Here is a 7,973-nt window from a genome sequence, read left to right on the forward strand (position 1 = left end):
CCTTTCAGACGTCCCCCGATTCGCGCGATACAGGTTGATATCATGCTTGAACTTCGCGGCGCGCCAGCGCTCTCGCCTTTTCGTTCCCGCAAACTGCATTCCCGTATACAGGAAATGGTGCCGGGTGTAGAACATGTGTATGCCGAGTTCATGCACTTTGTGGATCTTGATGCCGACCTTTCCGATTCGGAACAGGCCATCCTGGATCGCCTGCTTACCTATGGTCCCAGTGTCCAGGTTGAGCAGCCGGATGGGATTTTATTCCTGGTGGTTCCGAGGCCGGGCACGTTATCGCCATGGTCCAGCAAGGCGACGGATATCGCCCGTAATTGTGGCCTCCGGCAGATTCGCCGAATTGAGCGCGGCATTGCCTACTATGTAAAGGCCAGCAAGAAACTTGGCCTGGAGCAGCGCGAGCAGATCGCAGCACTTCTCCACGATCGTATGACTCAGAAAGTGTTCCACGAGATGGGCGGCGCAGAACTTCTGTTCAGCCACGAAGAGCCTCGCTCTCTGGGACGGGTACCGGTGTTGTCTGGTGGCCGGGATGCCCTGGTGGAAGCCAATGGCCGGTTGGGCCTGGCGCTGGCGGACGATGAGATTGATTACCTGGTCAAATCCTTTGTCGGCCTGGAGCGGGATCCGACGGATGTTGAGCTGATGATGTTTGCTCAGGCCAACTCTGAGCACTGCCGCCACAAGATTTTCAACGCGTCCTGGGATATCGATGGGGAAGGCCAGGAAAAGTCCCTGTTCGCGATGATTCGCAATACCTTCGAGATGAACAGCGAGGGCGTGCTGTCGGCCTACAAGGACAACGCCGCGGTGATCGCCGGCAGCGAAGCCGGTCGCTTCTTCCCGAATCCGGACACGGGTGTCTACGGCTATAACCGGGAGCCGGTGCATATCCTGATGAAGGTGGAAACCCACAACCACCCGACTGCGATTGCCCCCTTTTCCGGCGCGGCCACAGGCTCTGGTGGCGAAATCCGGGATGAAGGCGCGACCGGTCGTGGTTCCAAGCCGAAAGCCGGTCTCACCGGTTTCACCGTTTCCAACCTGAATATTCCCGGCGACGAGCAACCCTGGGAAATCGGTTATGGCAAGCCGGATCGGATTGCCTCTCCCCTGGATATCATGATTGAAGGCCCCATTGGTGGGGCGGCCTTTAACAACGAATTCGGCCGTCCTAACCTGGCCGGTTACTTCCGGACCTTTGAAGAGAAGGTGCCTGGCGCCGCCGGTGAAGAGGTCCGTGGGTATCATAAGCCGATCATGATTGCCGGTGGTCTGGGCAACATTCGCGAGCAGGACGTAGAGAAGGGCAATATTCCGGTCGGCGCCAAGCTGATCGTGCTGGGTGGTCCGTCCATGCTGATTGGCCTTGGCGGGGGCGCAGCCTCTTCCATGGACTCCGGTTCCAGTAATGAGAATCTGGATTTCGCTTCGGTACAGCGCGACAACCCTGAAATGGAACGGCGTTGCCAGGAAGTTATCGACCGTTGCTGGCAGATGGGCGACAAAAACCCGATCTGCTTCATTCACGATGTCGGGGCCGGCGGCTTGTCCAATGCCATGCCGGAGCTGGTCAAGGACGGTGGCCGTGGCGGCAAATTTGAGCTTAGGGATATTCCCAGTGACGAACCGGGCATGTCGCCCCTGGAGATCTGGTGTAACGAGTCTCAGGAACGTTACGTTATGGCGGTTGCGCCTGAAAACCTGGATCTTTTCGATGCTCTGTGTCGTCGCGAGCGCTGCCCGTATGCAGTGATTGGTGAGGCGACCGAGGAACATCATCTGGAGCTGGGTGATTCCTACTTCAACGACAAGCCCGTGGATCTGCCGATGGAAGTGCTTTTCGGCAAGCCCCCACGCATGCATCGCAGTGTTAGCCGTTCCTCCTTTACCAAGCCGATTTTCGATTCCACGAAAATTGATCTTCACGATGCCGTTCGGCGGATTCTGCGTCTGCCCTCGGTTGGTTCCAAGAGTTTCCTGATTACCATCGGTGACCGGACTATCACCGGGCTGGTGGCCCGGGACCAGATGGTGGGCCCCTGGCAGGTTCCTGTCAGTGATGTGGCGGTAACCGCAGCATCTTTTGATGTGCGCACCGGTGAAGCCATGGCGATGGGTGAGCGCACACCGCTTGCGGTGATTGATGCGCCGGCGTCTGGCCGAATGGCTGTGGGCGAAACCATCACCAACCTCGCGGCGGCGCCGATCGCAAAGCTGTCGGATATCCGGCTTTCCGCCAACTGGATGGCTGCTGCAGGTCATCCGGGCGAGGACGAGAACCTTTACGAGACCGTTCGCGCTGTGGGTATGGAGTTGTGCCCGGCGCTGGGTATTACCATTCCAGTGGGCAAGGACTCCATGTCCATGAAAACCGCCTGGGAAGAAGATAATGGCGAGCAGAAGAGCGTCACTGCGCCGCTGTCGCTGATCGTCAGCGGTTTTGCTCCGGTGACCGACGTTGCCCGCACCCAGACACCTCAGCTGCGCACGGATGCCGGTGAAACGGATCTTATTCTTGTTGACCTGGCCGCTGGTCAGAACCGTCTTGGCGGATCTGCGCTGGCGCAGGTTTATCGTCAGGTGGGTGCTGTGGCGCCGGATCTGGACGACCCCGAGGATATCAAGGCATTTTTCGCGGTTATTCAGGGCCTCAACGCCGATGGCAAGTTGCTGGCCTATCATGACCGTTCCGATGGTGGTCTGTTCGTCACCCTTGCGGAAATGAGCTTTGCTGGCAGAACCGGTGTCGATATCAAGCTGGATGGCCTCGCGGAAGACGAATCCCAATTTGCCCGCGAACTCTTCAATGAGGAACTGGGTGCGGTTATCCAGGTGCGCCGTGAAGACACTGATTTCGTTCTCCAGCAATTCTCCGGTGCCGGGCTGGGAGATCACACCAGTGTCATTGGTACTCTGAATGACAAGGATCGGGTTCGGTTGTTGTTTGCCGGAGAGCCGGTTCTGGATGAGGCGCGCACAGATCTGCAGCGCCTCTGGGCAGAAACCAGCTACCGCATTCAGTCTCTTCGCGACAATGCCGACTGTGCCCGGGAAGAATTCGAGAACCTGCTCGATGCCGAGGATCCGGGGCTGAGTGCTGATCTGACCTTTGATCTGAATGAAGACGTCGCGGCGCCATTTATCAATACCGGCAAACGGCCGAAAGTGGCGGTGTTGCGGGAGCAGGGCGTAAACGGGCAGGTTGAGATGGCGGCCGCCTTCGATCGCGCAGGCTTTGAAGCGACGGACGTTCACATGAGTGACCTGCTATCCGGTCGCATCAGCCTGGAGAAGTTCCAGAGTCTGGTGGCTTGTGGTGGTTTCTCCTACGGTGATGTGCTGGGTGCTGGTGAAGGCTGGGCCAAGTCCATCCTGTTCAACGACCGGGTGCGTGATCAGTTTGCTGCGTTCTTTAATCGCCAGGATACCCTCGCCCTTGGTGTCTGTAATGGTTGTCAGATGCTTTCCAACCTGCACGAGCTGATTCCGGGCAGTGAAGGCTGGCCGCGCTTTGTTCGAAACCAGTCCGAACAGTTTGAAGCGCGCCTGGTAATGGTTGAGGTTACTTCTTCACCATCCGCCTTCCTGGATGGCATGACTGGCTCCCGTATGCCGATCGCGGTTGCCCACGGTGAGGGGAGGGTTGAGTTCGCTTCCGGCACGTCAGCCAAGGCGCTGTCGGATAACGAATTGGTTGCTCTCCGATATGTCGACAACCGTGGCCAGGAAACGACCCGTTACCCCTATAACCCCAACGGTTCAGAGTCTGGTATTACCGGTATTACCACAAGGGATGGTCGCGTGACCATCATGATGCCCCATCCGGAGCGGGTGTTCCGGGCCGTTCAGCACTCCTGGCGCCCGGATGGCTGGCAAGAAGATGGTCCCTGGTTACGCATGTTCCGCAACGCCAGAAAGTGGTTTGGATGATTCGCTGAATCGCAGCTGAAAAGAGAAGTGAAAAGCCAGCCTCCGGTCTCTGTTTCCAAGAGAGTCGAGGCTGGCTTTTTTTATTGTAGGTTGGTTAAGCCGGTACCTTTGATGTCAACCCCAAATTCAACCCCTGATGCCCTAAAATAGTCTGTAAATTTGCTGTCTCAGGGCTTGACTAGACAACTTTATGCACATTTCCGGTGCCGCCATGACCGTTCTGTGAGCAAACATTGAGAACTAAGTTTAGTTTTTGTGCGAAACCTTTAACCTGTTGATATTAAAGGAAATAAAATCATGGGTGAAAATGTCGGCAATTTAAGAGAAGTCCAGTATTCATGGGGCTTGGGGGGCGATTCCCAAAAACTTTCCCCAGAGTTATCCACAGAATCTGTGAGTAAGTTTGAATTCTCTAATGCTGGGTGATATTTGATCAGTCAGGGAGGTGTCCGTGTATAAATTTTGCTACTTCGTACCCGAGAGTCATCTGGAACAAACCAAGCAGGCACTGTTCGATGTTGGTGCCGGAAAAATTGGAGAATACGACAGTTGCGCCTGGCAATGTGAAGGCCAGGGACAGTTCCGACCGCTGGCGGGAAGCGATCCGTTTCTGGGGCAGCAGGGGCAATTAGAAACGGTGCGGGAATATAAAGTGGAGTTAGTGTGCGACGACAGCCTTATAAGAGATGCGCTAGCCGCATTGAAGGAAGCACATCCTTATGAAGAGCCGGCTTATGAGATCTTTCGGCTGGTTGATCTTTGACGGCCGGTCAGGCTTTTTTTCCCATTGGGTGGCGGATATCACTGACGTGAACGCCAAACCGCTCTGTCTCCATATCGATAAGAAAAAGCTCAAGGGTTTTGCGTACGGTTGGAAACGATATCTCGTCCCATGGGATCTCGCCGGGGGAGAAAAGGCGGGACTCCAGGGATTCTTCTCCGGCGCCGAATTGCCCGTCTATAAGGCTGGCGCGATAGAACATGTGAACCTGGTTGATATGCGGCACATCGATGATGGAGTAAAGGCCTTCGATGGTGACGTCGGCAAGGGCCTCTTCCAGCGTTTCCCTCGCTGCAGCCTCAATGGTTGTCTCGGCATTTTCCATGAAACCGGCGGGCAGGGTCCAATAGCCGTAACGGGGCTCGATCGCGCGCCGGCATAAAAGTATCTGGCCTTCCCAGACCGGAACTGTACCCGCCACAATCCTCGGGTTCTGGTAATGTATGGTCTCGCAGCTGACACATACGTAGCGGTGCCTGTTGTCACCCTCCGGAATGCGTTGTTCGACCGGATGGCCGCATGTGCTGCAATACTTCATTAGTTTCCCCGTATACTGAGTGTCTGTTGATGATCAGTTTAACGATCCCGGCTGTCTGTGTCTCATGCAAAATCGGGATGCCACTGGAGTAGCGAGTGCGAGACCTATTAACTAAAAAATTATCCAATTATGCCCCTCGACAGCTGGCACTGGATTATCCGGAAGCCGGTATTCTGGTGCCGGTAACGGATGATGAAAATAATCCGGAAATGATTTTCACCCTGAGGTCTGCCAACCTGAAAACCCATCGTGGCCAGGTGTCTTATCCGGGCGGCAAGCGGGATCCCGAAGATTCGTCGCTTGCGGCCACTGCGTTGAGAGAGACCCATGAAGAAATCGGGTTGCCTCCCGACCAGGTGGACGTCATCGCACCATTAAGCCAGGTCATGTCACGCTACGGCATTCTTGTAACACCCTACGTAGGGGTTGTTCCAGGCGATCATCCGGTGGTGCCCAATCCCTATGAAATAGAAAGCGTGTTCCGGGTACCGCTTTCCTTCTTTCTGGAAGACAGGAGGGAGCGCACCGATGCCCTCAGTTTTCTGAACCACACCTTTTATGTGCCCTGTTATCGCTGGGAGCGTTACCAGATCTGGGGGCTGTCCGCGGTTGTTCTGGTCGACTTTATGAACGCCGTGTACGATGCCGGAATCGATCTGCTCGAACCCCCTCAAGGAGGCTGATATGTTTTACGAGCTCGAAGACAAGCGCCCCCAGGTAGTTGGCGATGGTCAGTTTGTTGCTGAAAACGCCGTTATCATTGGCAATGTCCGGTTGCTGGAGAAAAGTAGCGTCTGGTTTAACGTGGTTATTCGGGGCGACAACGAGTGCATCACGGTTGGTCCTGAATCCAACGTTCAGGATGGATCGGTGTTGCACACCGATCCGGGGCTGCCTTTGACCATCGGCCGGGGTGTTACTGTCGGTCATAAGGTGATGCTGCACGGATGTGACATCGGCGATTATTCACTGATTGGCATAAATGCGGTGGTGCTTAATGGGGCAAAGATCGGCAAACATTGCCTGATTGGCGCCAATACGCTGATTCCTGAAGGTATGGAAGTACCGGATGGTTCGATGGTTGTGGGCTCTCCTGGCAAGATCAAGCGTGAACTGAACGACAATCAGAAGAAAATGTTGGAAATGAGCGCGGCGCATTATGTTCAGAATGCCACGCGTTACCTGGAGAAACTTAAAGCGTGTGATCCGGAGCAGAAATGAACAGGGCTGATCGGGTGCGCTCACCCTGCGTAAGCGTGTGCGCCTTAGACGAGAACGATGTTTGCATAGGGTGCCATCGTACCAGTGACGAGATTCTTCACTGGACTCGCATGACAGACGATGAACGCCGAGAAGTTTTGAAACTGGTGGCAATACGTGAACAAAAGGTAGCTCTATAAGATGACCGATAACACCAAGACCAGCGTCAGATTGGGTACACCTCTTAAAAGCAACTCGTTCCGGGTACTTTTTTGTGGTTCCGGGGAATTGGGCAAGGAAGTTGTGATTGAGCTCCAGCGCTTCGGCGTTGAGGTGATCGCCATTGATCGATATGCCGATGCACCGGCAATGCAGGTGGCCCATCGTTCCCATGTTGTCGACATGCTTGACCCTGTGGCTTTGCGGAGCGTCATCGAGAAAGAGCGCCCGAACCTGATTGTTCCGGAGATAGAAGCTATTGCCACCCCGGAGTTGGTCAAGCTCGAGCAGGAAGGTTATCGGGTGATACCCAGTGCGCGGGCGGTGAACCTGACGATGAATCGTGAGGGTATTCGTCGGTTGGCTGCGGAAGAGCTCGGGTTGCCAACGTCACCGTATCGGTTTGCGGGTACGCGGGAAGAATATTTGCAGGCGGTTGCGGAAGTCGGGATTCCCTTGGTGGTAAAACCAGTGATGAGTTCGTCTGGCAAGGGGCAAAGTACAGTAAAGACCGAAGCCGATATTGAAAGAGCCTGGGAGTACGCACAAACCGGAGGCCGAGCAGGAAAGGGCAGGGTAATCGTCGAAGGCTTTGTCGATTTTGACTATGAGATTACTTTGCTGACGGTGGGGCATAAAGAGGGGGTAACCTTCTGCGAGCCCATTGGTCACAGGCAGGAAGATGGTGATTATCGCGAATCCTGGCAGCCGCAGCCGATGAATGACCTGGCATTACAGCGTTCAAAAGAGATCGCCCGTGCTGTGGTGGAAGATCTCGGCGGTTATGGCATCTATGGTGTTGAGCTGTTTGTGAAGGGTGAGAACGTCTGGTTCTCGGAGGTCTCACCTCGCCCTCATGACACGGGACTAGTCACGCTTGTATCCCAGGACCTGTCCGAGTTTGCTATCCACGCCAGGGCCATACTGGGTATTCCCGTTCCTGTTGTTCGACAGAATGGTCCCAGTGCGTCGGCGGTCATTCTGCCGGAGGGAAGCTCCACAGAAGTTTCCTATACCGGCCTGGAAGAAGCCCTGGCACAACCGGGAACCCAGCTACGCCTGTTCGGAAAACCGGAATTACAAGGCAGGAGGCGAATGGGGGTAGCGCTGGCGGTGGGTAGTTCCATAGAGGATGCCCGGGAGAAAGCCCGCACTGCAGCAAGCTCTATAAAGGTCGAATTCTGAAAGCCTGATCCCTGAATCCATGGTGAGGGGTGAAAATCCGGGTGATTTTTGGTCGTTCTGGTTGTATTCTGAACAGCTCGATAGGTGGAAACCGAAGCCCGG

7 protein-coding genes are annotated in these 7,973 nt (G+C 55.2%); 6 read left to right on the forward strand and 1 reads right to left on the reverse strand.

Annotated features, from left to right (window positions below; all coding sequences use genetic code 11):
• Positions 1 to 42: 42 nt before the first annotated feature.
• Entirely contained in the window at positions 43 to 3,948 is a 3,906-nt protein-coding gene (gene purL / locus Q675_RS26360; protein ID WP_023011032.1) for a phosphoribosylformylglycinamidine synthase, read from the forward strand.
• A 451-nt stretch (positions 3,949 to 4,399) separates the two neighbouring features.
• On the forward strand, positions 4,400 to 4,711 hold the full coding sequence (locus tag Q675_RS26365) for a YqfO family protein (RefSeq protein ID WP_014421945.1): 312 nt from the start codon (positions 4,400 to 4,402) through the stop codon (positions 4,709 to 4,711).
• A 7-nt stretch (positions 4,712 to 4,718) separates the two neighbouring features.
• Here Q675_RS26365 and Q675_RS26370 read toward each other — a convergent pair whose 3' ends face one another.
• A complete protein-coding gene (locus Q675_RS26370) occupies positions 4,719 to 5,267 on the reverse strand; it encodes an NUDIX hydrolase (protein WP_014421944.1) in 549 nt (182 codons plus the stop codon).
• Between the two features lie 95 nt (positions 5,268 to 5,362).
• Here Q675_RS26370 and Q675_RS26375 point away from each other — a divergent pair, with 95 nt between their 5' ends.
• Genes Q675_RS26375 through purT form a run of 4 tightly spaced genes read left to right on the forward strand, consistent with a single transcriptional unit; the run spans position 5,363 to position 7,871 of the window.
• A complete protein-coding gene (locus Q675_RS26375) occupies positions 5,363 to 5,950 on the forward strand; it encodes an NUDIX hydrolase (RefSeq protein ID WP_011785940.1) in 588 nt (195 codons plus the stop codon).
• A gap of 1 nt (position 5,951) precedes the next feature.
• A complete protein-coding gene (locus tag Q675_RS26380) occupies positions 5,952 to 6,488 on the forward strand; it encodes a gamma carbonic anhydrase family protein (RefSeq protein ID WP_014421943.1) in 537 nt (178 codons plus the stop codon).
• Positions 6,485 to 6,667, forward strand: coding sequence for a DUF1289 domain-containing protein (locus Q675_RS0119135; RefSeq protein ID WP_011785938.1), 183 nt, complete (start codon positions 6,485 to 6,487; stop codon positions 6,665 to 6,667). Before Q675_RS26380 ends, Q675_RS0119135 begins: the two co-directional genes overlap by 4 nt.
• A 1-nt stretch (position 6,668) precedes the next feature.
• Positions 6,669 to 7,871, forward strand: coding sequence for a formate-dependent phosphoribosylglycinamide formyltransferase (gene purT, locus Q675_RS26385; protein ID WP_023011033.1), 1,203 nt, complete (start codon positions 6,669 to 6,671; stop codon positions 7,869 to 7,871).
• Positions 7,872 to 7,973: the final 102 nt, after the last annotated feature.

This window comes from Marinobacter sp. EN3 (assembly GCF_000475315.1).
Lineage (GTDB): Bacteria > Pseudomonadota > Gammaproteobacteria > Pseudomonadales > Oleiphilaceae > Marinobacter > Marinobacter nauticus.